Origin of the sequence: Dietzia sp. CQ4 (genome assembly GCF_014145125.1) — a bacterium.
Classification (GTDB): Bacteria; Actinomycetota; Actinomycetes; order Mycobacteriales; family Mycobacteriaceae; genus Dietzia; species Dietzia natronolimnaea.
The window spans coordinates 1-21,644 of sequence record NZ_JAALDZ010000039.1; the positions used below are offsets into that span (position 1 = coordinate 1).

Below are 21,644 nucleotides of genomic sequence, written 5' to 3' on the forward strand. Positions count from 1 at the left end.
GCCGGCACCGGTCGCACCGGCGGTGGTGGCACCGCCGGCCGTGGAGGCGCCGCCGCGCACGTCGGTCCGACCGGACTCGTCCGTCACCGGGTTGCGGTCACCGGTCCGGCCGGGCGCATCGGCGTGGCCCGGGGCATCGGTGCGGCCGGGAGCGTCTGCGCGGTGTTTGGGATCGAGCTTGTCCGCGTGCTGCTCCATGCGGCGCACGTCCTGACGCTGCTCGTCGACGACCGAACGGTGCTGCTCGGCCTCCGACCGCAGGCGATCCGCTTCCGCGGCCTTGGCCTTGGCCTCCTGCTCCGCCGCACCCGCGCGGTGCTCCTGCTCACGGGCCACGGAGTGCTGACGCTCCAGCTGCTGCTCCCGCTCCCGGGCGTCCTTACGCAGTTCGGCCGCTTCGCCGAGCTTCTTCCTGTTGCTGTTCCTCGCGGCCAACGCGATCAACGCGATGACCACGACCACTGCGACCACCCCGATGACGATCCAGATGATGGGGTCCATAATTTCCTCCGATGTCAGGGGTCACATTCCACCGGAAACGTAACCCCCCTCCGGGCCCCCTGCCACCGGTCGACCCACGTGGACACCGCGAACGTGGACACCGCGCACGTGGCGCCGGTGGGCCGTCGGGGATCCGGCCCTAGTGCACGGTCCGCGGCAACAGCCCGGCGTCGCGGGCCTCCCGACTCAGCCGCTCGCGGTGGTCCGGGTGGGCGATCGCGATCAGTGCGGCGGCGCGGTCGGACACCGACCGACCCCTGAGCGTGGCGATCCCGTACTCGGTCACGACGTTCTCGATGATGTTCTTGTGGGTGGTCACCGGGCTCCCGGGCGTCAACGAGAGCGTGATCCGGCTGATACCGCCGGAGGTCTGGGACGGGGTGACGATGAACCCGTGGCCACCGGGTGAGAACCTGCAGCCCCTGCCGAAGTCCGCCTGACCACCGGCTCCGGACCAGTACCGTCCACCGATCGTCTCCGATGCCGCCTGCCCGTAGAGGTCGACCTCGCTCGTGGCGTTGACCGAATGGAGATTGTGCTCCTGACCGATCACGCGCGGGTCGTTGACGATGTCCACCGGGAGCATGGCGACCGACGGGTTGTTGTGCAGCCAGTCCATGAGCTTCTGCGACCCCACCGCGAAGGTGGTGACGTGCTTGAACGGCCGGCCGGTCTTCCGTGATCCGTCGATGACGCCGGCGTCCACGAGGTCCATCACGCCGTCCGACAGCGCCTCGGTGTGGATCCCCAGGTTCTCGTGCCCGGTGAGCCGCGACAGCACCGCGTTGGGGAGCTTGCCGACCCCCAGTTGCAGACAGGCCCCGTCCGGCACCCGCTCGGCGATGAGGTCGGCGATCGCGTGCTCGATCTCGCCGGGCACGGGCGGCTCGATCGAGATCATCGGGGCGTCGTTCCGCGTCACGCCCACGACCTGGGAGATGTGGATGTGGTTGCGCCCGAAGGTCCGGGGCATGTTCGCGTTGACCTCGACGAAGAACGGCACCTGTCCGATGAAGGACGCCACGTAGTCGGCGTTGGTGCCCATCGAGAAGAACCCGTGCTCGTCGATCTCGGAGACCGTGGTCACGGCGAGGCCGGGCGGGCTGAACTCACGCAGGGTCGCCGGCACCTGCGCGAAGTCGACCGGAACGAGATCGCACGTGCCCTCGTGGAAGTTCTTCCGCGAACCGGGACCGAGGAAGTAGTCCACGTGCCGGAGCCTGCCCGGGTACGCACCCTCCATGAAGGGCAGCGATTCCCAGGGGTCCATGTGGTGGATGGTGACGCCGGAGAACCCCTCGGCCCCCGCGTCGAGAGCGCGCAGCAACGCCGGGGGCGCCGCGTTCTGGATCGGCGAGATGATGTGCATCCCCGGGGTGACGTGATCGAGCACCGCCTCGGCGGGCAGCTCTTCATAGTGGATGTCCTTGATCACGGTCGCACTCCGGTGGTCGGGGATGGTGGGGACGTCCGCCCGGCGGGCGGATCATGCCAGGGCCGGGATGACCTCGCGTTCGAACAACTCGAGCCCCGAGGTGTCGGTGGCGATCTCGGGGAAGTAGAACACCCCGTAGGTCATCCCCAGACCCTCGAGTTCGCGGAGCTTGTCCACGATCTGCCCGGGCGTGCCCACCGCGGGCAGCCCGCGGTACGCGCCGAGCTGCCGGTCCGCCTCGTCCGCGCCCACGTGGCGGGCCATCCGGTCACGGAGGAACGCCAGCCTGTCGGCGACGTCCTTCTCCGTTTCCCCCACGGCCACGTTGTAGTTGGCGGTGCGCGTGATCTCGGACGGGTCCCGGCCCACGTCCGCGCAGTGTGCGAACAGGACCTCCGACTTGTGGGCGAACCCCTCGGGGCTGCCGTCGAAGTTCGTGTAGTCGGCGTGGCGGGCGGCGATCCGGAGGGTCTTGCGTTCGCCGCCGCCGGCGATCCACATCGGGATGCCACCCTCCTGCAGTGGCCGGGGTCGCACGATCGCACCGTCGACCCGGAAGTGGTCTCCCTCGAGCGAGACGATGCCGTCGGCCCAGGCCTCGGTCATGATCCGCACGCCCTCGTCGAGCATGGCGATCCGCTCACCGGCGGAGGGGAACCCGTAGCCGTAGGCCCGCCACTCGTGCTCGTACCAGCCGGCCCCGATCCCCATCTCGACGCGTCCGCCGGAGATGTGGTCCACGGTCGACGCCATCTTCGCCAGGAGCGCGGGGTTGCGGTACCCGAGACAGGTACACATCTGACCCAGCCGCACCCGGGAGGTCACCGCGCCGAGGGCGGACATCAGGGTCCAGGCCTCGTGGGTGGCCTCTCCGGTGGTGAGCGGTGCGGTGTGCATGTGGTCGTACACCCACACCGACTCCCACGGGCCCGCGTCGGCACGGGTGGCGAGGTCGGTGATGACCGGCCAGTGGCGGGCGGGGGGCACGTCGACCAGGTCGAGCCGCCAGCCCTGGGGCAGGAAGAGTCCGAAACGCATGCCCCCGACACTAGCGCCGTGGGCCACCCCGGGAGAGCCGGTCAGGCGGTGGACAGGACCGCGCCGATGCCCTCCGGCTCGTCCTCGCCGTCGAAGTACAGCGCCACGTATCGCCCCGCGACCTCGGCGACCTGCATCTCCATGTCGTACACCAACCGCAGGACGTCGGTCCGCATGATCTGCGCCGGCGTGCCGTCGGCGACGATCGAGCCGTCCTTCATGGCGATGATCCGGTCCGAGTAGGCGGCGGCGATGTTGATGTCGTGGATCACCAGGACGACGGTCTTGTCCCGCTCCGCGGCGGTCCGGCGCAGCAACCGCATGATCGAGGTGGCGTGACGCAGGTCGAGGTTGTTGAGCGGTTCGTCGAGCAGGACGTAGTCCGTGTCCTGCGCGAGAACCATGGCGATGTGGGCGCGTTGGCGCTGGCCGCCGGAGAGCTCGTCGAGGTACCGGTCGGCCAGGCCCTCCAGCTCCATCGCCGCCAGGGCGTACCCGACGTGCTCGTCGTCCCCGGGGGTGGGTCGGCCACCGTTGTGCGGGAACCTGCCGAAGGCCACGAGTTCGCGGACCGTCAGGCGGATGGAGACGGCGTTCTCCTGACGCAGCACCGCGAGGCGTCGCGCGAGCTCGCGGCCACCGTTCACGGACACATCGACCCCGTCGACCAGGACGTGTCCGGAGTCGGCTCCCTGGAGTCGGCTCATGACCCCCAGCAACGTGGACTTGCCGGCGCCGTTGGGTCCGATCAACGAGGTGACGCCGCCCTGGGCGAAGCACGCGGTGACGTCGCGGAGGACCTGTGTCTCGCCGTATGACGCGCACACCGAGTTCGCCTCGATACCGCCCCCGGTCGGGCGCTCGGCCGGCCACGGGGTCGCGCTGGTCCGGTCACCGCGGCGACGGAACGGGAGGAGGGACATGATCTGCTTCTTTCGTCAGCGTGCGCGGTTGGTCAGGAGCAGGAACAGGAACAGCAGGCCACCGACGAACTCGATGACGATGCTCAACGCGGACTCGACGCCCAGGGCGCCGAGCACCAACTCCCCACCGGCCAGCGCGACCACGCCGAGCAGCGAGGCGACGGGCAGCGTGAAGCGGTGGAGGGTGGTCCCGAGGAGCGCGTAGGCGGCGTTGGCGACGATGAGCCCGAAGAACATCACCGGGCCGATCAGCGCCGTCGACGCGGAGACGAGGAACGAGACCACCACCAGCACGACGATCGTCACCCGGCGGTGGTTCACGCCCAGGGCGACCGCCGGGTCACGGCCGAGGAGCATCACATCCAGCCTGCGGCCGAGCAGCACGACCACACCCAGGCAGGCGGCGACGATGAGTCCGCACGCGACCAGGATGTCCGGCTGCACACCCCGGAAGCTGGCGAACATGGCGTCCTGGACCCGCAGGTAGGCGGCCGGGTCGAGCAGGCGTTGGAAGAACGAGGAGATCGAGCGGAAGAACACCCCGAACACCACGCCGACCAGCAACAGCAGGTGGATGTCGGTCCTCCGCCCACCGAGCAGCCAGAGGTAGAGCGCGGTCGAGGCCACGACCATGATCGCCGTCTGCCCCAGGAATCCGGAGAGGCCGCCGCTGATGAGGCCGCCGGCGAGGGCCTCGGGACGCGGGACCACGAAGAACACGAGCATCGTCTGGACGAGCAGGTACAGCGAGTCGAAGCCCATGAGTGCCGGGGTGAGGATCCGGTTCCCGGTGACGGTCTGGAACAACACCGTCGACACGCCCACCGCCACGGCCACCAGGACGATCGCCACGGCATGGCGGGACAACCGGTCCAGCGAGTAGTGCCAGGCCCTGGAGCCCACGGTCTCCGGGAGGCCGGTCAGGACGAGTGCGGCCAGCGCCCCGACCGCGACGGCGGCGCAGACCAGGGTGACCAGCCACCGGCGTCGTCGGTCGGACTCGGTCCGTGTCCGCCCACGCCGGAGCTGCTGCGGCAGGCGCTCCGCGGTAGGGGTCTCAACCATTGCGCACCGCCCGCAGCATCATCGCCAGGAATACGGCCCCGCCGATGATCCCCACCAGCGTCCCCACGGGGATCTCACCCGCACCGGTCGAGCCACCGGCGAGGATGCCCGGGAGCGACCGTCCGACCATGTCGCAGACGAGGACGGTGACCGCGCCGAGGAGCGCCACGAGCGGCAGGCCGCGGCGCGCGTCGTCGCCGACGAGTCTGGAGACGACGTTGGGGACCACGAGTCCGAGCAGCGGGAGGGCGCCCACGGTGACGACGACGACGGCGGCGACGGCCGCCACGATGGACATTCCCAGAGCGACGACCGTGCGGTGATCCACACCGAGGCCCGTGGCGACGTCCTCCCCCAGCCCGGCCACGGTGAACCTGTCCGCCGTGATGTAGGCGATCACCCCGAGGACGGCCACCAGCCAGAGCAGTTCGTACCGCCCGGCGAGGACCGCGGAGAAGTCGGCGAGCATCCAGGCGTTGAGCATCTGGAGGAGATCCCGGGACAGTGCCAGGAACGCCGCGACCGCACCCACGACGGAGCCCAGCATGATGCCGATGAGCGGCACGATGAAGGAGTCGGAGACGGCGACGCGACGGATGCACGCGAGGAACAGCGCGGTGCCGGCGAGGGCGAACACCATCGCCACGAGCATCTTCACCACGATCGGGGCGCCCGGGGCGAGGATCGCCACCACGACCAGGCCCAATCCGGCGGACTCGACCGTCCCGGCGGTGGAGGGCTCCACGAAGCGGTTGCGGGTGAGCAGCTGCATGAGCAGTCCGGCGACCGCCAGGGACGCCCCGGCGAGCGCTGCCGCCGCGGTCCGGGGCAGGCGGGCCTCGAGGAGGTAGACGCGATGCGCCTCGGTGAGGCCACCGGTGAGGACGTCCCGGACCGTGATGTCGGCCGCGCCGACGAACACGCTCGCGACCAGTGCCACCAGTAGTGCGGCCACGCCGAGAACCGGCCAGGGCGCCTGGTGCCGTGGCCGGTTCTCCGACAGGGTGGTGGTCACGACCGGGTGCTCCCCGCGGTCAGGAGACTGCCGAGTCGATCTCGCCGATCATGGCGTCCAGGACGCCGAGCCCGCCGCCGATGAGGTACCAGTTCTGCCCGTCGAGCATGTGGACGTTGCCGTTGGTCGCGGCGGAGGTCCGGTTGAACAGGGGGTTGTCCAGCAGCGCTGTGGCCGCCTCACCCTCGGCACCGATCGCGGCGTCCCGATCGATCACGAAGACGTGATCGGGGTTGAGCTCGGCGATCTGCTCCCAGCTGAGCGGTGCGCCGTGCCTGCCCTCGGCGGCGACGTCACCGGCCGACTCCATTCCGAGTTCGTTGAAGATGATGTCGAACCGGGTCCCGGGGCCGTAGGCCGTGACCTTGCCGCCCGAGGTCATGAGCACCAGTGCCGTTCCGGCGTCCTCGGCCTTGGCACGCGTCTCGGCGACCCTCTCGTCGATCTCGGCGAGCTGCTCCGCCGCCTTGTCCTCGGCACCGAACAGGGCGGCGATCTCCTCCACCTTGGCGCGGTTGGACGCGACCGTGTCGGAGGTGTCGGGATCACCGGCGATCACCTGGTCCGAGATCTTGGCGAACTCGGGCTCCATCGCCTCCGTGCGCGCACCGAACAGGATCAGATCGGGGCCGAGCTCGGCGATGACGTCCATCTTCGGCTCCTTGAGGCTGCCGACGTCCGTGTACTCATCGCTCGCATAGGTGTCGAGCGCGTCCGGGAACACCCCGGTCTTGGTCAGGCCCACCACCCGGTCCTCGAGATCCAGCTCGTCGAGCGTGTCGGCAGCGGCGTGGCTGGTGAGGACGACCCGCGCGGGCCCCTCACCGTCGGTGCCGGTGGACTGCGCGTCGGAGCTTCCGCAGGCAGTGAGCGCGCCGCCGGTCAGGGCGAGGGCGGCTGCCGCGGCGACGATCGTGGGGAATCGGTTCACAGTGTCTCCAGGGGCTTAAGTCAGTAGGTTAGGCTCACCTTAACCACGCCGTGTGCGCAGGGGCAAAACCAAGGTGTGCCTTCCCTCAGAAGCGGGTGGTGGGGACCTCGCGCCGACCGGCCCGCTCCCGTGGCCACGGGACCCCGGCGCGAGTACGATCACGCCATCGGAATCCCGTCGCGAAGGAGGCCCGGCATGCCCACCGCGGAGGTCCGGAGGGCGATGCGCGCCCAGGACCGGCGACGGTTCCTCCCCCCTGAGGTCGCGGGCGACCACCGCCGCGACGCTCCGCTGCCGATCGGCCACGGGCAGACGAACTCGCAACCCTCCACCGTGGCGGACATGATGACCCTCCTCGAACCGTTCCCCGGGATGCGGGTCCTCGACGTCGGCTCCGGCAGCGGCTGGACATCGGCGATCCTCGGCGAACTGGGCGGACCGGGGTCCGCCGTGTACGCGGTCGAGCTGGTTCCGGAGCTGGTCGAGAGGTCACGCGCGGCCCTCACCCAGCCCTGGGTGCGGGTACACCAGGCCCGGCCCGGGGAGCTGGGCCTGCCGGAGTACGGCCCCTTCGACCGGATCCTCGTCTCCGCGATGGGCGAGGCCCTCCCTCAGGAGCTCGTGGACCAACTCGCAGAGGGCGGTGTGATGGTCGCGCCCTGGCGGGACGTCATGCACAGGGTGCGGCGCACGAGCGGGGAACTCGAGGTCACCGACCACGGTGGATACCGCTTCGTCCCCCTGCGCCACACCCGATTCTGACCTGCACAATCGGACGATTATCCTGGACGGAAGTTTTACCCGCCTTACAGATCCAGGAGCGTCGATGCCCGAGTTCGTCTATGAGGACCTCCTCCCGGTCGGTGCGGACACCACCGAGTACCGCCTCCTGACCACCGAGGGCGTCTCCACCGTCGAGGGCCCGGACGGCACGACCTTCCTGCGCGTGGATCCGGAGGCGATCCGCCTGCTCACCGAGACGGCGATGCACGACATCTCGCACTACCTGCGCCCCGACCACCTGGCCCAGGTCGCCAAGATCCTCGACGACCCCGAGGCCAGCGACAACGACAAGTTCGTCGCACTGGACCTGCTCAAGAACGCCAACATCGCCGCCGGCGGGGTGCTTCCGATGTGCCAGGACACCGGCACCGCCATCGTCAAGGGAGAGCGTGGCCAGCACGTGCTCACCCCGGGGCCCGACGAGCAGGCGGTCGCCCGCGGTGTCTACGACGCGTTCACCCGCCTCAACCTGCGCTACTCGCAGAACGCCCCCCTCACCATGTGGGACGAGAAGAACACCGGCAACAACCTCCCGGCCCAGATCGAGATCGGCGCCGACACCACTCCCGGCCACGAGAACAGCTACAAGTTCCTGTTCATGGCCAAGGGCGGCGGCTCGGCCAACAAGTCCTTCCTCTACCAGGAGACCAAGGCGATCCTCAATCCCGAGCGGATGATGCAGTTCATCGAGGAGAAGATCCGCTCGATCGGCACCGCGGCCTGCCCGCCCTACCACCTGGCGATCGTGGTGGGCGGCACCTCCGCCGAGTTCGCGGTCAAGACGGCCAAGCTCGCCTCGGCGCACTACCTGGACGAGCTCCCCCGCGAGGGGGCCATGTCGGGCCGCGGATTCCGCGACGTGGAGCTGGAGGAGAAGGTCTTCGAGCTGACCCAGCAGATCGGGATCGGCGCGCAGTTCGGCGGTAAGTACTTCTGCCACGACGTCCGCGTGGTGCGCCTCCCCCGCCACGGGGCGTCACTCCCCGTCGCGATCGCCGTCTCCTGCAGCGCCGATCGTCAGGCCAAGGCCAAGATCACCCCGGAGGGCGTGTTCCTCGAGCAGCTCGAGTTCGATCCCGGCCGTTTCCTGCCCGCCACCACCGACGCCGAACTGGACGCCGCGACGCACGGCGTGTCCGGGACCGGCAATGGAGCGGCGGTGAGGATCGACCTCAACAAGCCCATGGCGGAGATCCTCGCCGAGCTGAGCAAGCACCCGGTCAAGACCCGTCTGTCCCTCACCGGTCCCCTGGTGGTGGCCCGCGACATCGCCCACTCCAAGATCAAGGAGCGGCTCGACGCCGGCGAGGAGATGCCGCAGTACCTCAAGGATCACCCGGTCTACTACGCCGGACCCGCCAAGACCCCCGAGGGGATGCCGTCGGGATCGTTCGGCCCCACCACCGCCGGCCGCATGGACTCGTACGTCGAGCAGTTCCAGGCCGCGGGCGGCTCGATGGTCATGCTGGCCAAGGGCAACCGCTCGAAGCAGGTCACCGATGCCTGCGCCACCCACGGCGGCTTCTACCTCGGCTCGATCGGAGGCCCCGCCGCGCGGCTGGCCCAGGACTGCATCAAGCACGTCGAGGTGATCGAGTACGAGGAACTCGGCATGGAGGCGGTGTGGAAGATCGACCTGGAGGACTTCCCCGCGTTCATCGTGGTCGACGACAAGGGCGAGGACTTCTTCGCCCACACCGGCGAGGTCACGCTGACGGTGGGCAAGCGCCCGGGTCTGTGACCTGTGCGGGCCTGTGACCTGCGGGGGCCACACACGCGCGGGCTATGTGACCTGCATGGGTGACCGCCCGGGGGGTGGCGTCACGAGACTCCCCGGGCAGCGGCCTCCAGTGTGGCCACGTCGAGTCTGACCATGTCCATCATCACCGTGAAGGCCCGTGCGGTGGCCGCCTGGTCCCCCGAGCGCCACAGCTCGTACAACGACTCCGGTGCGACCTGCCAGCGCACTCCGTAACGGTCGATGAGCCAGCCGCACTGCACCTCCCGGCCCCCGCCGGCCAGCAGGCCGTCCCAGTAGTGGTCGATCTCGTCCTGGTCGGCGCACCGGATCTCCAGCGAGATCGCATCGGTGTACTCGACCCCCGGACCCCCGTTGAGGGCGAGGAAGGCCCGACCGTCGAGCTCGAACTCCACTGTCAGGACCTCGCCGGCCTTCGGCCCCGGCGTGTCGACCGGGGACTCGTCGACCGAGATGACGCGCGAGTTCGGGAAGACCGAGCAGTAGAACTCCGCGGCCTCCTCCGCCTGCCCGTCCATCCACAGACACGTGACGAACCTCGACATGTCGCCCCCTCCTCCCGCCCCGACGGGCGTGGCCCGGATCCAGTGTCCCCCGACCGCGGCCCCCGCGGAACACCCTGGAGTGTCGCGATCCGGCAACGACGTTCGGCGCCGGTCTGGCCGCGACTAGGATCTACGTGCATGAACAGGATCACGCGTACCCTCGCCGCAGTCACGGTCGCCGCGGCCGCCACCGCCGGGCTCTCCGCCTGCGGGACGGACGGCGAATCGGGCCGGGACGAGGCGACCGGGGTGTCACCGACCACCTCAGAGGTGATGTCCACGACGACCTCGGCCCCCGTCCCCGGGCCCGCCGATTCGACGGTCGACGTCCCGGCACCCGTGGCGGACCGCTGGAACGACCTCGGCGGCGAGGCGGGCGAACTGGGCCGGGCGGCCGGACCCGCCACCGATGTAGAGGGCGGCTCGATCACCGAGTTCGAACGCGGGGCGATCGTCCTCACCCCCGCAGGGCGCGCCTTCGTGGTGCAGGGCGAGATCCTCGCCGCCTACCTGGACGCGGGCGGGCCCGCGGGCGAGCTGGGTTTCCCCACCGCGGACGAGGCCACCACCGACGGGGGATGGATCTCCACCTTCGAGGGCGGGGTCATCACGTACCTCGACGGGGTCGCCGAGGTCCGCACCGACTGACCGGCACTCGCCCGTCACCCGCACGGTTCGCCCGCGCGTCGGGCGTCGGAACGGGGGTGAAAGCGGGTTATCGGGGCGTCGCGCGGCCCTCTCCGGCGGGGCTATCGTCCTCCCGTGAAGTCCACCCTCCCCCGCGCCCAGGCGCCGGATCCCCCGTCCACGCTGCCGGGGACCGTACCCGCCGCCGTGCTGCTGCCCCTTGCCCTGGCCGGTGCGATCGGGCCGTTCGCGACCGACACCTACCTGCCCGCGCTTCCCCTCATCGTCGGGGAGTTCGGGGTCTCCGCCTCGGTCGCCCAGCTCACCCTGACCGCGTTCATGGTCTCGCTGGCCGCCGGGCAGCTCGTGATCGGCCCGCTCTCGGACCGTGTGGGCAGGCGCACCCTGTTGATCCTGGGTTCGGTGGGCACCGCGGTCGCGGCCGTGGTGTGTGCGCTGGCCCCGTCGATCTGGGTATTGGTGCTGGGACGGGTCGCCCAGGGGTTCTTCGGCGCGGCGGGGATCGTCCTGAGCAAGGCCGTGGTGGTGGACGTCGGCCGCGGTGCCGGTGTCGCCAAGGCGTTCGCGACCCTCATGGCCCTCCAGTCGGTGGCGCCGGTGATCGCCCCGCTCGTCGGCGGTGCCGTGGTCCCGTTCGGCGGCTGGCGGGGCGTGTTCTGGCTGTTGGCCGGACTGTCGGTGGTCACCGCGATCGGCGTGGTCGCGGCGGTCCCCGAGACGCTGCACCCCGGCGACCGCCGCACCGGCGGTGTCATGTCCACCCTGGGCGACATGCGTTTCGTGGCCACCTCCGGGCCGTTCGTGGCCCGGGTGTCGGTGTTCGTGTTCACGTTCGGTGTGCTCTTCGCGTACATCTCCGCGAGCCCGTTCATCTACCAGGACATGGTCGGACTCTCCCCCACCGCGTACTCGGTGGCGTTCACCGTCAACGCCCTCGGCATCCTCGCCTCGAACCTGGCCGGGGCACGCCTGGTCGGCAGGTTCGCACCGGAGAGGATCCTCGCCACCGGGGTGGTCGGCATGCTCACGGCGATCGCGGTGCTCGTCGTCGTCGTCGCCCTGTCCCCCGCCGGCACCCTGGGGCTGGGACCGGTCACCGTGGGCTTCATCCTGCTGACCCTGTCGATCGGGGCGATCCTGCCCAACGCGGCAGCCCTGTCCATGCAGGCGACCCGGGGGCACTCGGGGTCCGGGTCCGCGCTGCTCGGCGCTGCGCAGTTCAGCCTGGCGGCGCTCGTGGCGCCGCTGACAGGGTTCTCCGGCCCGCACTCCGCCCTGCCCATGCTCGCCGTGATGGGCGCCTGCGCACTCGTGGTCGTGGTGGCTCTCACGGCGGTGCTCCGCCGGTCGGCGCGCGCCGGGTGAGCGCTGCGGGGCGACACGACGGTCGTGGGCCGGGGGTAGGGTGACGGTCACGAGCGACCCCCGAGGTGGTGTCCGACATGCCGGTGATGACGACGACCGCGTCCCGAGCCCTGACCGGTGCCCGTCGGCGGGCCGGACTGGTGGTGCGCTCGCGGATCGCCGGTGACGACGCCGCCGAACGACGGCAACGGATCTGGCACTCCGAGGGCGAACGGTGGAACTCCCCCGGGGATGCGATCTGCGCGGTGCACGGCGACGCCTCGATGTTCGCCGCCGGGCTGACCGCTCTGTTACTCCAGTCGCTGCACCCGCTGGCCATGGCCGGGGTGGCCGACCACAGCGACTACCGCGGCGACCCCTGGGGCAGACTCCAACGCACCTCGCAGTTCATCGCCACGACCACCTTCGGGACGGTCCCGGACGCCACGCAGCTCATCCGGACGATCAACGGGGTGCACCGGGCGGTGGTGGGGACCGACTATCGCGGCCGACCCTACGACGCCCGCGACCCGCTCCTGTTGCGGTGGGTCCACGTCGCCGAGATCTGGGGCTTCCTCGAGTGCCACCGCCTGTACGGGCGCACCGCGATGTCGGCGGATCGACGGGACGAGTACGTGCGACAGGCGTCGCGCACCGGGATCATGCTGGGAGCCAAGGGCGTCCCGATGACCGTCGCCGAGCTCGACGCGGCCCTCGAGGAGTACCGGCCCGAGCTCGAGGCCTCCCCGGCCGCGCTCGACGCCCGGCACTTCCTGCTGAACGAGCCGCCCGTGGGGTGGACCGACAAGCCCGCCTACGCGATGCTCCGCGAGGGCGCGGTCGCGGCGCTGCCGCCCTGGGCCCGCAGGACCCTCGGCCTCGCCGACGGCCCCCTCGGCTCCCGGGCCGTGGCCCTGCACCTCGGGCGGACCGGGGTGTCGACACTCAGGTGGGTCCTGGACGCGGTGGAGGGCTGAGACCGGACCGGCTGCGAGGGCGCGGCGGGTCGAACGGGGCTACCCTGTGACGATCCGACCCGGCACGGGTCGGCCGTCCCGTCGGCGGGGACCCCTCCCGCCCACCACAGTGAGGTACCCATGGCCGGTGGTCTCGCCGCCCTGCTCGACGACATCGCCGTCCTCGCCCGGATGGCCGCGGCCAGTACCGACGACATCGCGGCCGCCTCCGGACGCGCGAGCGTCAAGGCCGCCGGAGTGGTGGTCGACGACACCGCCGTGACCCCGCAGTACGTCCGCGACGTGGAGCCGTCGCGCGAACTGCCCATCATCCGTCGGATCGCCACGGGTTCCCTGGGCAACAAGGCCATCATCATCGTCTTCGCGCTCCTGCTCAGCCAGTTCGTCCCGTGGATCCTCACCCCACTGCTGATGCTCGGTGGTGCGTACCTCTGTTATGAGGGCGCGGAGAAGGTGTGGGAACGCGTCACCGGCCACCACGAGGAGGCCACGCCAGTCGTCGAGAAGGGCCCCGACGCGGAGAAGCGGATGATCCGCGGGGCGGTGACCACCGACTTCATCCTCAGCGCCGAGATCATGATGATCGCGCTCAACGAGGTCGCCGAGGAGCCGTTCTGGACCCGCGCGGCGATCCTGGTGGTGGTGGGGCTGTTCATCACCGCGCTCGTCTACGGCGTGGTGGCGGTGATCGTCAAGATGGACGACATCGGACTCCACCTGGCCGGGAGGGACTCCCCGGGGGTGAAGAGGTTCGGCAGCGGTCTGGTCCGGGCGATGCCGACGGTCCTCGAGGTGATCTCGTTCGTCGGGATGCTCGCGATGCTGTGGGTCGGCGGACACATCCTCCTGGTGGGACTGGACGAGCTCGGGGCGACCGCCCCGTACCACCTGGTGCACCTGCTGGAGGAGCCGGCCGCGGCGGTGGCAGGCGTCGGGAGTGTGCTCGGGTGGCTGGTCAACACGGTGTGCTCGCTGCTGTTCGGCCTGGTCGTCGGCGCGGTGGTGGTGGCCGTGGCCCACGTCGTCCCCCGTCGACGGGACGAGTCGGGGCCCGCCCCCACCACAGCGGAGGCCGCCGGGACCGGTCACGCGAGGGACTGATGCTCCTCACCGTGGGGCACGGTCGGCTCGCGGGCGACGAGCTCGGGGGGTTGCTCACCGGCGCCGGGGTCGAACTCCTGGTGGACATCCGTCGATTCCCCGGGAGCCGCGCCAACTCGGCCGCCGCACAGGGGGCGGTGCCGGAGCTCGCCCGCGACCTCGGCATCGACTACCGCTGGGAGGAGCAACTCGGGGGCCGTCGCACGCTCACGGCGGAGCAACGGCGCGACTCACCCGACACCTGGTGGCGCGTCGAGGCGTTCCGCGCCTACAGCGCGTGGACCCGCTCCCCCGGGTTCCGCGCGGCCTTGGACCGGGTCGTCGGGGACGCGCGCGCCCGTCGGACCGCGGTCATGTGTTCGGAGTCCGTGTGGTGGCGCTGCCACCGCAGGATCGTGGCCGACGTGACGACGACCGTCCACGACCTCCCCGTGGGGCACCTCATGCACAGCGGGTCGATCACCGGGCACAGCCCGAGCGAAGGACTTCGGCTCGACGCCCACGGACAGCCGGTGTGGGACGCCGGCGTCGCCTAGGCTCATGGGCATGGAACCGGCACCCTCCCTCGCCCCCGTCGCCGCACTTCTCGGCACCTGGAGGGGTGAGGGCGCGGGGTCGTATCCCACCATCGAGGACTTCACGTACACCGACGAGGTGGTCTTCACTGATGTCGGCAAGCCGTTCCTGCACTACGTCCAACGGTCGTGGAGCGCGGACGGCTCCCCCATGCACACCGAGACGGGTTATCTGCGCATCCCGGGGGCCGGGACCGCCGAGCTGATCCTGGCGCAGCCCATGGGACAGACCGAACTCGCCGAGGGCACCATCGTGGCCGAGGCGGACTCGCTCGTCCTGGAATTCCAGGCCCGGGTGGCCAACAGCGCCACCGCCAAGCAGGTGGACGCCACCAGGCGCCGGTACGAACTCACCGGGGACAGGTTGGTCACCACCTTCGCCATGGCCGCGGTCGGACAGCCGATGACCCATCACCTCCACTCCGATATGCGGCGGGTCTGAGCGCCGTGGCCGAGAAGAAGAACGACGGGCGATCCGCGAACATCAAGGACGAGAAGGTCTACGAGGCGCTGCGCGACGACGGCGCCAGCAAGGAGAAGGCCGCCCGGATCGCCAACGCCTCGGCCGGGCGATCGCGGTCCGAGGTCGGCCACAAGGGTGGCAAGGCCGGCTCGTACGAGGACTGGACCGTCGACGAGCTCCGCGACCGCGCCCGGGAGATCGGCATCGAGGGACGCTCGTCCATGACCAAGGACGAGTTGATCGAGGCGTTGCGGGAGCACTGAGCCGGGCTCACCGAGCCGGGATCAGCGGGCCGGGATCCAGCGGGCCGCGCGCTCACACTCGTCGGCGTGTGGCCCGGAGCGTCAGCGCGCCGCGTCCCCCCGCCACACGAGCCGGGACACCCCCAGCCCGTCGAGCTCCCACCGCAGCTGGGACTGCGAGGGGGACTGGACGGGGAGGAACGCGGCCTCACGCATCCGACGATTGGCGGGGGCGTCCTGCGCATACCCCATTCCACCGCAGAGGATGGCCTCGAGTCGCGTGGCGGCGGGAGCGATCTCGGCGCCGTCCAGGCGCAACAGGAGGAGGTCGACGAGAGCGCCCTCTCCCGGCCGCGACGCCAGTCGGTGCAACTCCGAGTGCATGTGCTCGTGGCGGTCCACCAGCGCGGAGTGCTCGTCGGCGGAGAACGCACCGAGGCCGCCGAGCAGTCCCTCGACCTCGGTGAGAGAACGCGCCGCGACACCCGAGCAGAACGCGGCCTGCAGGACGAGGAACTCCGGGCGCACGCCGGACAGGAAGTCCCCCAGGTCCTCCCCCAGCACCTGCTCGTCGGGGACGACGACGCCGTCGAGCCCGATCATGGTCGAGGCCGTGGCGTTGAGCGCCAGGAGATCCGGGGCGCTGCGCATGTCCACGCCCGGAGTCGACGCCTCGAAGGCCAGGACGAGGCTGCGCCCGTCCCCGGTGTTGGCGGCCAGGACGATCGTGCTGTCCTCGTAGACGTTGGAGGCCCACGCGACCGGGCCGTCGATGCGGTAGCCGCCGTTGACCGGAGTGGCGGTGATCGGGACTCTGCCCAGCCCGACCGCCTGACGCTGGGCAACGGCCATGCCGGTCACACCGGGCCGGTCCCCCGTGGCCACGGCGCGATAGGTCCGCCACGCGGCGTCCGACCGGTCCGCCGCGTGGCGGAGGTAGGCGGCGGTCATGCGCTGCGCCCAGGCGCCGAAGGCCACCGCCAGGCTCTCGGTGGCCACGGCCTCGATGATCGTGGCGGCGACGCCGACCGGGGTGCGGTCGACGTCGAAGAGACCGAGGTCGGCGAGAGCGGAGAGGTCCTGCCTGAGGTCGGCGTCCCCGCGGTCCAGCGCCGTCGCCCGCGCGGCGACCGAATCGATCACCGCGATGAGCGCTCCGGGATCGACGGCGCCGAGGTCCCCGGCGGTGAGCCGGGCCCGCGGTGCCCCGAGGTCCGGGGTGAGAGTGGCGGCCGCGGACCCGCTCATGCCAGCCCGCGCAGACGCGAGGCGGTGGTGCCGATCTCTCGCGCCCCGACCATCGAGTCCGCGTCGATCAGCACCGACCGGCCGGGTCGCCTCTCCCGGGAGCGGGTGGTCTCGTACGGGAACGGGATCATCGGGTGTCCTTTCCGGGACGCGGGCGACGTGCGTACGACAGGGCAGAACAGACCGATGGGTTCATCTATTCCCCACGCCCGCACCCCCACTCCGACCGCCCGGGCGGTGAACACTGGCTTAACGGGATCGCGGCGATCCCGCCCCACCACTACAGTCATGGGATGCGCACCGTCCTCCATACCAAGCTCGACGAGTTCTCCGACCAGCTGGTCCGGTTCTGCGAGATGAACAACCGACTCCTCGACCTCGCCACCGTGGCGCTGCTCGAGGGTGACGAGGTCGCCGCCACCGAGGTCATCGACGGCGCGGCCGAGGTGGAGGATCTGCGCGAGGCGAGCGAGCAGCACGCCTTCGATCTGCTGTTGCTCGAGGCACCCGTGGCTCGCGACCTGCGGCAGGTGGTCTCCGGCATCTACATCGTCGAGCACTTCACGCGGATGGCCGCCCTCACCGGCCACATCGCCCGCGTCGCCCGCCGACGCCACCCCAACCCGGTCATCCCCGGGCCCGTGGTCCCGACGATCCGCGAATTCGCGGAGCGGGACTCGGCCATGGCCCGGAATCTCGGGCAGCTGCTCCCCACCAAGGACGTCCGCCTCGCTCGCTCACTCGATTCGGAGGACGACGCGGTCGATTCCCTCCACGCCGACCTCATGCGGCAGATCTCCGCCGAGGACTGGCCGCACGGCTCGGTCGCGGCGGTGGATCTGGCGCTGCTCGCCCGCTACTACGAGCGGTTCGCCGATCACACGGTCAGTATCGCCAACCGCGTGGTCTACCTCGCCACGGGTGAGAGGCCCGGGGGCGGGTCGCTCTCCCACCTCGAGGACGGCACCGTCCTCGACTGACCCGATCCGATCTCCGATGTGAGGAGCCCGCCGTGTCCCGTCCCATCCACTTCGAGATCCACGCCTCCGATCCCGCGCGGGCGTGCGCGTTCTACGCTGCCGTCTTCGGCTGGACCTACCAGGACTGGAGCGACTTCGCCGGGTCACCGTACTTCGGCGTGACCTCCGGCCCCGAGGACCAAACGGGCATCAACGGCGCGATCATGCAGCGCAACGGCGACACCCCTGCGACGGGATCGCCCGTCGCCGGCGCGGTGCTCACGATGGGGTGCGGGGACTTCGACGCCACCGCCCGCGCGATCCTCGACGCCGGCGGGACGGTGGCCATGGACAAGCACGCCCTGCCGGGTATGGCGTGGCAGGGCTACTTCCTCGACACTGAGGGCAACGTGTTCGGCATCCACCAACCGGACCCCGACGCGAAGTAGGGCGACCGCATGACCCGGGTGTGAGCCCGGGTCATGCGGTGGTGGGCGAGCCACCGTGGCGGGTCACCTGCTGCCGCGGGGCCTCACCGGCAGATCGCGCCCGTCGAGGCCGACTGCACGAGCTTGGAGTACTTGGCCAGCACACCGCGGGTGTAGCGCGGCGGGAGCGGCTCCCACCCGGCGCGACGCGCCTCCAGCTCGGCCTCGTCCACCAGCAGGTCCAGGGTCCCGTCGGACACGTCCAGGCGGATGCGGTCGCCGTCGCGGACCAGGGCGATCGGTCCACCGTCCACCGCCTCGGGGGCGATGTGGCCGACGCACAGGCCGGTGGTGCCACCGGAGAACCGCCCGTCCGTCATCAACAGCACGTCCTTGCCGAGCCCGGCGCCCTTGATGGCGCCGGTGATCGCGAGCATCTCGCGCATGCCCGGGCCGCCCTTGGGCCCCTCGTAGCGGATCACCACGACGTCCCCGGCGGTGATCGTGCCGTCCTCCAGCGCGTCCATGGCGGAGCGCTCCCGCTCGAACACGCGGGCCGTGCCCTCGAAGACATCGGAGTCGAAGCCGGCGGACTTGACCACGGCGCCCTCAGGGGCGAGCGACCCGTGCAGGATCGTGATGCCGCCGGTCGGGTGGATCGGCTCGCTCATCGCGCGCAGCACCAGCCCGTCCGGGTCCGGCGGGGCGATGTCCGCGAGGTTCTCGGCGACGGTGCGCCCGGTGACGGTGAGGCAGTCGCCGTGCAGGAGTCCCGCGTCGAACAGGGCCCTCATGACCACCGGAACACCGCCGATCCGGTCGACGTCGGTCATCACGTGCGCACCGAACGGCTTGACGTCCGCGAGGTGCGGCACCCTGGCGCCGATGCGGGCGAAGTCGTCGAGCGTGAGCTCGACCTCCGCCTCGCTGGCGATCGCGAGCAGGTGCAGGACGGCGTTGGTGGATCCACCGAAGGCCATGACCACGGCGATCGCGTTCTCGAACGCCTCCTTGGTCATGATGTCCCGGGCGGTGATCCCGCGGCGCAGCAACTCGACCACGGCCTCCCCGCTCGCCTTGGCGTAGTCGTCCCGCCGGCGATCCGGAGCGGGCGGGGACGCACTGCCCGGGAGGGACATCCCGAGCGCCTCGGCCGCGCTCGCCATGGTGTTGGCGGTGTACATGCCGCCGCACGCCCCCTCGCCCGGACAGATGGCGCGCTCGATGGTGTCGACGTCCTCGCGACTCATCAGACCGCGCGAGCACGCCCCGACGGCCTCGAACGCGTCGATGATGGTGACCTGCTTCTCCGTGCCGTCGGAGAGCGTGGCGAAGCCAGGCAAGGTGGACCCCGCGTAGAGGAAGACGCCGGCCAGGTCGAGGCGCGCGGCGGCCATGAGCATCCCCGGCAGGGACTTGTCGCAGCCGGCGAGCAGCACCGACCCGTCGAGCCGCTCGGCGCTCATCACCGTCTCGACACTGTCGGCGATCACCTCGCGGGACACGAGAGAGAAGTGCATGCCCTCGTGTCCCATCGAGATGCCGTCGGACACGGAGATGGTGCCGAACTCGAGCGGGTACCCGCCGCCGGAGTGGACGCCCTCCTTGACCGCCTTGGCCAGCCGGTCGAGGGAGAGGTTGCACGGGGTGATCTCGTTCCACGAGGACGCGACGCCGATCTGGGGCTTGACCCAGTCGTCGTCCCCCATCCCGACCGCGCGGAGCATGCCCCGCGCCGCGGTCTTCTCGAGGCCGTCGGTGACGTCCCGGCTGCGGGGCTTGATGTCCACACCGTCGCGGGTGCTCGTCTGATCAGTCTGCTGCGTCATACCGCCAGACTAGGCGGTGGACGGGAGAGGGCCGCAGGAGACGCGACGGGTCAGACCGGGGTCAGCTCGAGCAGGCGCCCGCCCGGGCCGTCCTCGAGCACCCAGATCGCCCCGTCGGGGGCCTCGGCGAGCGCCCTGACCCGCTCGCCCATGTCCCATTCCCGTACGACGGTCGCGGTCTCGTCCCGCAGTTCCACGCGGACCAGATTCTGGCCGGACAAGCCGCCCACCAGCGCGCTGCCCGCCCACCCGTCGAAGCGGTCCCCGCCGTAGATCAGGAGGCTGCCGGGAGAGATGGCGGGCACCCAGTAGGCGGCGGGTGGGACGAAGCCGTCCCCGTCCCGGTGGTCCGGGATGTCCCCGCCGTCGTAGTGCCGTCCCATCGAGGCCCGGGGCCACCCGTAGTTCGCGCCCTCGGCCAGCAGGTTGAGCTCGTCGCCGTGGCGGGGGCCCATCTCGGACACCCAGATCCCGCCCTGCGGGTCCGCGGCGATGCCCAGGGGGTTGCGGTGACCGATGGTCCAGAGGTCGGCGGAGGAGCCGCCGTCCCCCGCCCACGGGTTGCCGCGCGCCGGGTCCCCGTCGAGGGTCAGGCGGACCACTGCGCCGAGGTTGCTGGCGGTGTCCTGGGCGGGGGTCTGCTCCTGGCGGTCGCCCGAGGTCACGTAGAGGTGGTCGTCGAGGACGAGCAGGCGCAGCGCGAAGTGTCCGTTGCCGGCGGCGGGGTCCTGCTCCCAGATCACCTCGAGGTCCGTCAGCTCGGCGCGGTCCACGTCGAGCGTGCCGCGGCCCACCACGCCCTGCGCGCCCTCGGGATGGTCGCGCACCCAACTGAGGTAGACGGCGCCGTCCTCGGCGTGGGAGGCGCCCGCGGCGACGTCGTGGAGACCTCCCTGCCCGGCGTCGTCGACCGGCGGCACGCCGGCGACCTCGGCGACGTCTCCCGTGGCCTGGTCACGCAGCAGGAGCTCACCTCCGCGTTGTGAGATGAGCAGGTGCCCGGAACCGGGGAGGAAGGTCATCGCCCACCCCTCGTCGAACCCGCCGTGCTCCGTCACGCGGAAGTCCTCGGAGGTGGCGGCGGTGGACGGCGCCTGACCGGCCCGGTCATCGGGGTCGACGTAGGCGGTTCCGCCGGTACACCCGCTCAGGACGAGGGCCGCTGCCGCTACCGGGACCAGGAGTCGTCGCATGCCCTCACGGTATCGATTCCGCGGGCGGCCCGGCCCCGAGCCGGGTCCCTGCAGGTGACCCGCCGGGCCCGTCAGCTCCCGTCGCCGCGGGCGCGGTCGTAGCGACGGAGGGTCTCGCGGCGCTCCTCGGCGTGGTCCACGATGCGCTCGGGGTACCCGTGGTCGTATCCGTCCGCCGCTCGCCACGGTTCGTGGGCGGCGGCGCCCGACAGGTGCGCGAGCTCGGGGATCCACCGGCGCACGTAGTCGCCGTCCGGATCGAACTTCACCCCCTGGGTGACGGGGTTGAACACCCGGAAGTACGGCGAGGCGTCGGTGCCGGTCCCGGCCACCCACTGCCACCCGTGGTTGTTGGAGGCCAGGTCGCCGTCCCGCAGGTGATCGAGAAAGTACCGGGCCCCGGACGGCCACCACACGTGGAGGTCCTTGACCAGGAAGCTCGCGGTGACCATCCGGACGCGGTTGTGCATCCACCCCTCGGCCCGCAGCTGCCGCATCCCGGCGTCCACGAACGGGTAGCCGGTCAGCCCCTGTTGCCACGCCTCGACGAGCGCGGCGGTCTCCGGGCCCTCGTCGTAGTCCATTCCCTCCAGCGTGTCCCGGAGATCGCGCCAGGCGGAGCGGGGCCGGTGCCACAGGACG

Annotated in this window: 24 protein-coding genes; 11 read left to right on the plus strand and 13 right to left on the minus strand. The window is 71.0% G+C overall.

Annotated features, from left to right (window positions below; genetic code table 11):
• The 7 genes from G6031_RS02900 to G6031_RS02930 form a co-directional block, all read right to left on the minus strand.
• The coding region (locus tag G6031_RS02900) for a hypothetical protein (protein ID WP_182652388.1) at nucleotides 1–501 on the minus strand (501 nt) is incomplete at its 3' end.
• Nucleotides 502–640: 139 nt separating this feature from the next.
• Nucleotides 641–1,933, minus strand: coding sequence for an acetyl-CoA hydrolase/transferase family protein (locus G6031_RS02905; protein ID WP_179526275.1), 1,293 nt, complete (start codon nucleotides 1,931–1,933; stop codon nucleotides 641–643).
• Between the two features lie 54 nt (nucleotides 1,934–1,987).
• The gene (locus G6031_RS02910) at nucleotides 1,988–2,974 is read right to left on the minus strand and encodes an LLM class F420-dependent oxidoreductase (RefSeq protein WP_179525608.1); all 987 of its coding nucleotides are present in this window, start codon (nucleotides 2,972–2,974) and stop codon (nucleotides 1,988–1,990) included.
• A 41-nt stretch (nucleotides 2,975–3,015) separates the two neighbouring features.
• The gene (locus tag G6031_RS02915) at nucleotides 3,016–3,897 is read right to left on the minus strand and encodes an ATP-binding cassette domain-containing protein (protein WP_182639204.1); all 882 of its coding nucleotides are present in this window, start codon (nucleotides 3,895–3,897) and stop codon (nucleotides 3,016–3,018) included.
• 15 nt (nucleotides 3,898–3,912) lie between these two features.
• Nucleotides 3,913–4,962, minus strand: coding sequence for an iron chelate uptake ABC transporter family permease subunit (locus tag G6031_RS02920; RefSeq protein ID WP_182652389.1), 1,050 nt, complete (start codon nucleotides 4,960–4,962; stop codon nucleotides 3,913–3,915).
• Nucleotides 4,955–5,977, minus strand: coding sequence for a holin (locus G6031_RS02925; protein WP_338404121.1), 1,023 nt, complete (start codon nucleotides 5,975–5,977; stop codon nucleotides 4,955–4,957). Before G6031_RS02925 ends, G6031_RS02920 begins: the two co-directional genes overlap by 8 nt.
• Nucleotides 5,978–5,996: 19 nt before the next feature.
• Nucleotides 5,997–6,908 (minus strand): ABC transporter substrate-binding protein, encoded by a 912-nt coding sequence (locus G6031_RS02930; protein WP_182609238.1) that lies wholly within the window; start codon nucleotides 6,906–6,908, stop codon nucleotides 5,997–5,999.
• 195 nt (nucleotides 6,909–7,103) lie between these two features.
• Between G6031_RS02930 and G6031_RS02935 the strand changes: the two genes are divergently transcribed.
• Nucleotides 7,104–7,670: a methyltransferase domain-containing protein gene (locus tag G6031_RS02935; RefSeq protein ID WP_182652390.1), complete on the plus strand. Its 567-nt coding sequence runs from the start codon at nucleotides 7,104–7,106 to the stop codon at nucleotides 7,668–7,670.
• Between the two features lie 64 nt (nucleotides 7,671–7,734).
• A complete protein-coding gene (locus G6031_RS02940; RefSeq protein WP_182652391.1) occupies nucleotides 7,735–9,432 on the plus strand; it encodes a fumarate hydratase in 1,698 nt (565 codons plus the stop codon).
• 80 nt (nucleotides 9,433–9,512) lie between these two features.
• Here the strand turns inward: G6031_RS02940 and G6031_RS02945 are convergent, their stop codons facing one another.
• Complete coding sequence (locus G6031_RS02945; RefSeq protein WP_182652392.1) at nucleotides 9,513–9,995, minus strand: VOC family protein; 483 nt, start codon at nucleotides 9,993–9,995, stop codon at nucleotides 9,513–9,515.
• 138 nt (nucleotides 9,996–10,133) lie between these two features.
• Here G6031_RS02945 and G6031_RS02950 point away from each other — a divergent pair, with 138 nt between their 5' ends.
• The 7 genes from G6031_RS02950 to G6031_RS02980 all read left to right on the plus strand — a co-directional run bounded on the left by G6031_RS02950 (nucleotide 10,134) and on the right by G6031_RS02980 (nucleotide 15,366).
• Nucleotides 10,134–10,643, plus strand: a complete 510-nt coding sequence (locus tag G6031_RS02950; RefSeq protein ID WP_179525615.1) for a hypothetical protein — start codon at nucleotides 10,134–10,136, stop codon at nucleotides 10,641–10,643.
• A gap of 114 nt (nucleotides 10,644–10,757) precedes the next feature.
• On the plus strand, nucleotides 10,758–12,008 hold the full coding sequence (locus G6031_RS02955; protein ID WP_179525616.1) for a multidrug effflux MFS transporter: 1,251 nt from the start codon (nucleotides 10,758–10,760) through the stop codon (nucleotides 12,006–12,008).
• Between the two features lie 77 nt (nucleotides 12,009–12,085).
• Nucleotides 12,086–12,964: an oxygenase MpaB family protein gene (locus G6031_RS02960; protein WP_182652397.1), complete on the plus strand. Its 879-nt coding sequence runs from the start codon at nucleotides 12,086–12,088 to the stop codon at nucleotides 12,962–12,964.
• Between the two features lie 120 nt (nucleotides 12,965–13,084).
• The gene (locus tag G6031_RS02965) at nucleotides 13,085–14,065 is read left to right on the plus strand and encodes a DUF808 domain-containing protein (RefSeq protein ID WP_179525617.1); all 981 of its coding nucleotides are present in this window, start codon (nucleotides 13,085–13,087) and stop codon (nucleotides 14,063–14,065) included.
• Entirely contained in the window at nucleotides 14,065–14,601 is a 537-nt protein-coding gene (locus tag G6031_RS02970) for a DUF488 domain-containing protein (protein WP_179525618.1), read from the plus strand. The genes G6031_RS02965 and G6031_RS02970 overlap by 1 nt, the downstream gene beginning before the upstream one ends.
• A gap of 10 nt (nucleotides 14,602–14,611) precedes the next feature.
• Nucleotides 14,612–15,082 (plus strand): FABP family protein, encoded by a 471-nt coding sequence (locus G6031_RS02975; protein WP_179525619.1) that lies wholly within the window; start codon nucleotides 14,612–14,614, stop codon nucleotides 15,080–15,082.
• Between the two features lie 5 nt (nucleotides 15,083–15,087).
• On the plus strand, nucleotides 15,088–15,366 hold the full coding sequence (locus G6031_RS02980) for a Rho termination factor N-terminal domain-containing protein (RefSeq protein ID WP_179525620.1): 279 nt from the start codon (nucleotides 15,088–15,090) through the stop codon (nucleotides 15,364–15,366).
• A gap of 81 nt (nucleotides 15,367–15,447) precedes the next feature.
• On the opposite strand, the gene G6031_RS02985 is transcribed toward G6031_RS02980, so the two are convergent.
• Together G6031_RS02985 and G6031_RS19055 are read right to left on the minus strand one after the other, a co-directional pair.
• Nucleotides 15,448–16,593, minus strand: coding sequence for an acyl-CoA dehydrogenase family protein (locus G6031_RS02985; protein ID WP_182652393.1), 1,146 nt, complete (start codon nucleotides 16,591–16,593; stop codon nucleotides 15,448–15,450).
• On the minus strand, nucleotides 16,590–16,724 hold the full coding sequence (locus tag G6031_RS19055; protein ID WP_259844327.1) for a hypothetical protein: 135 nt from the start codon (nucleotides 16,722–16,724) through the stop codon (nucleotides 16,590–16,592). Before G6031_RS19055 ends, G6031_RS02985 begins: the two co-directional genes overlap by 4 nt.
• Before the next feature lie 162 nt (nucleotides 16,725–16,886).
• Here G6031_RS19055 and G6031_RS02990 point away from each other — a divergent pair, with 162 nt between their 5' ends.
• Together G6031_RS02990 and G6031_RS02995 are read left to right on the plus strand one after the other, a co-directional pair.
• Nucleotides 16,887–17,573, plus strand: coding sequence for a PhoU domain-containing protein (locus G6031_RS02990; RefSeq protein ID WP_179525622.1), 687 nt, complete (start codon nucleotides 16,887–16,889; stop codon nucleotides 17,571–17,573).
• 32 nt (nucleotides 17,574–17,605) lie between these two features.
• A complete protein-coding gene (locus tag G6031_RS02995; RefSeq protein WP_182652394.1) occupies nucleotides 17,606–18,001 on the plus strand; it encodes a VOC family protein in 396 nt (131 codons plus the stop codon).
• Between the two features lie 83 nt (nucleotides 18,002–18,084).
• On the opposite strand, the gene ilvD is transcribed toward G6031_RS02995, so the two are convergent.
• From ilvD to G6031_RS03010, 3 genes are all read right to left on the minus strand, one after another.
• Nucleotides 18,085–19,809: a dihydroxy-acid dehydratase gene (gene ilvD / locus G6031_RS03000; RefSeq protein ID WP_179525624.1), complete on the minus strand. Its 1,725-nt coding sequence runs from the start codon at nucleotides 19,807–19,809 to the stop codon at nucleotides 18,085–18,087.
• Nucleotides 19,810–19,859: 50 nt separating this feature from the next.
• A complete protein-coding gene (locus G6031_RS03005) occupies nucleotides 19,860–21,002 on the minus strand; it encodes a PQQ-dependent sugar dehydrogenase (protein ID WP_182652395.1) in 1,143 nt (380 codons plus the stop codon).
• A gap of 71 nt (nucleotides 21,003–21,073) precedes the next feature.
• On the minus strand, nucleotides 21,074–21,644 hold a 571-nt coding region (locus tag G6031_RS03010; RefSeq protein WP_182652396.1), incomplete at its 5' end, for an FAD-binding domain-containing protein.

Coding starts and splice junctions, on each gene's coding strand:
- G6031_RS02910 (WP_179525608.1), bottom strand. CDS start 2,974: ATGCGTTTCGGACTCTTCCTGCCCCAGGGCTGGCGGCTCGACCTGGTC.
- G6031_RS02915 (WP_182639204.1), bottom strand. CDS start 3,897: ATGTCCCTCCTCCCGTTCCGTCGCCGCGGTGACCGGACCAGCGCGACC.
- G6031_RS02920 (WP_182652389.1), bottom strand. CDS start 4,962: ATGGTTGAGACCCCTACCGCGGAGCGCCTGCCGCAGCAGCTCCGGCGT.
- G6031_RS02935 (WP_182652390.1), top strand. CDS start 7,104: ATGCCCACCGCGGAGGTCCGGAGGGCGATGCGCGCCCAGGACCGGCGA.
- G6031_RS02940 (WP_182652391.1), top strand. CDS start 7,735: ATGCCCGAGTTCGTCTATGAGGACCTCCTCCCGGTCGGTGCGGACACC.
- G6031_RS02945 (WP_182652392.1), bottom strand. CDS start 9,995: ATGTCGAGGTTCGTCACGTGTCTGTGGATGGACGGGCAGGCGGAGGAG.
- G6031_RS02950 (WP_179525615.1), top strand. CDS start 10,134: ATGAACAGGATCACGCGTACCCTCGCCGCAGTCACGGTCGCCGCGGCC.
- G6031_RS02960 (WP_182652397.1), top strand. CDS start 12,086: ATGCCGGTGATGACGACGACCGCGTCCCGAGCCCTGACCGGTGCCCGT.
- G6031_RS02965 (WP_179525617.1), top strand. CDS start 13,085: ATGGCCGGTGGTCTCGCCGCCCTGCTCGACGACATCGCCGTCCTCGCC.
- G6031_RS02970 (WP_179525618.1), top strand. CDS start 14,065: ATGCTCCTCACCGTGGGGCACGGTCGGCTCGCGGGCGACGAGCTCGGG.
- G6031_RS02975 (WP_179525619.1), top strand. CDS start 14,612: ATGGAACCGGCACCCTCCCTCGCCCCCGTCGCCGCACTTCTCGGCACC.
- G6031_RS02985 (WP_182652393.1), bottom strand. CDS start 16,593: ATGAGCGGGTCCGCGGCCGCCACTCTCACCCCGGACCTCGGGGCACCG.
- G6031_RS19055 (WP_259844327.1), bottom strand. CDS start 16,724: ATGATCCCGTTCCCGTACGAGACCACCCGCTCCCGGGAGAGGCGACCC.
- G6031_RS02990 (WP_179525622.1), top strand. CDS start 16,887: ATGCGCACCGTCCTCCATACCAAGCTCGACGAGTTCTCCGACCAGCTG.
- ilvD (WP_179525624.1), bottom strand. CDS start 19,809: ATGACGCAGCAGACTGATCAGACGAGCACCCGCGACGGTGTGGACATC.
- G6031_RS03005 (WP_182652395.1), bottom strand. CDS start 21,002: ATGCGACGACTCCTGGTCCCGGTAGCGGCAGCGGCCCTCGTCCTGAGC.